The organism is Bradyrhizobium sp. NBAIM08 (genome assembly GCF_020193935.1).
In the GTDB taxonomy this organism is placed as follows: Bacteria; Pseudomonadota; Alphaproteobacteria; order Rhizobiales; family Xanthobacteraceae; genus Bradyrhizobium; species Bradyrhizobium yuanmingense.
In genome coordinates, this window is sequence record NZ_JADYVR010001091.1 from 1 (window position 1) to 396 (window position 396).

Annotated in this window: 1 pseudogene; it reads left to right on the top strand. The window is 73.5% G+C overall.

The annotated features are described in order from the left end of the window. Positions 1-396 (top strand): annotated as a pseudogene (locus I6F37_RS43615) (hypothetical protein); the annotation flags it as partial.

The window sequence follows — 396 nt, forward strand, 5'->3', positions numbered from 1 at the left end:
ACTCGCAGGCGCAGGCGCTGCTGCAGCGCCTGGAGCGCCAGCAGTTCTTCATCAACCCGCTCGACGACCGCCAGCACTGGTTCGCCTTCCACCCGCTGTTTCGCGACTTCCTGCTGCGCAGCGCGCAGCAGCGCGACCCGGCGCGCGTGCGCGCGACGCAGCAGGCCGCCGCGAACTGGCACGCCGAGCAGGGCCTGTGGACCGACGCGATCGCGCAGGCGCTGGCGGCGGGCGACACGGCGCTGGCGCTCGGCTGGATCGAAGGCCACGCGATGACGGTCGTCGGCGCCGGCGACCTGATGACGCTGCTGGCGTGGGAACGCCAGCTGCGTTCGCACCTGGTCGAGAGCCCGCTGCGGCTGCGGCTGGCGTTCGCGTGGGGGCTCGGTCTGGCGA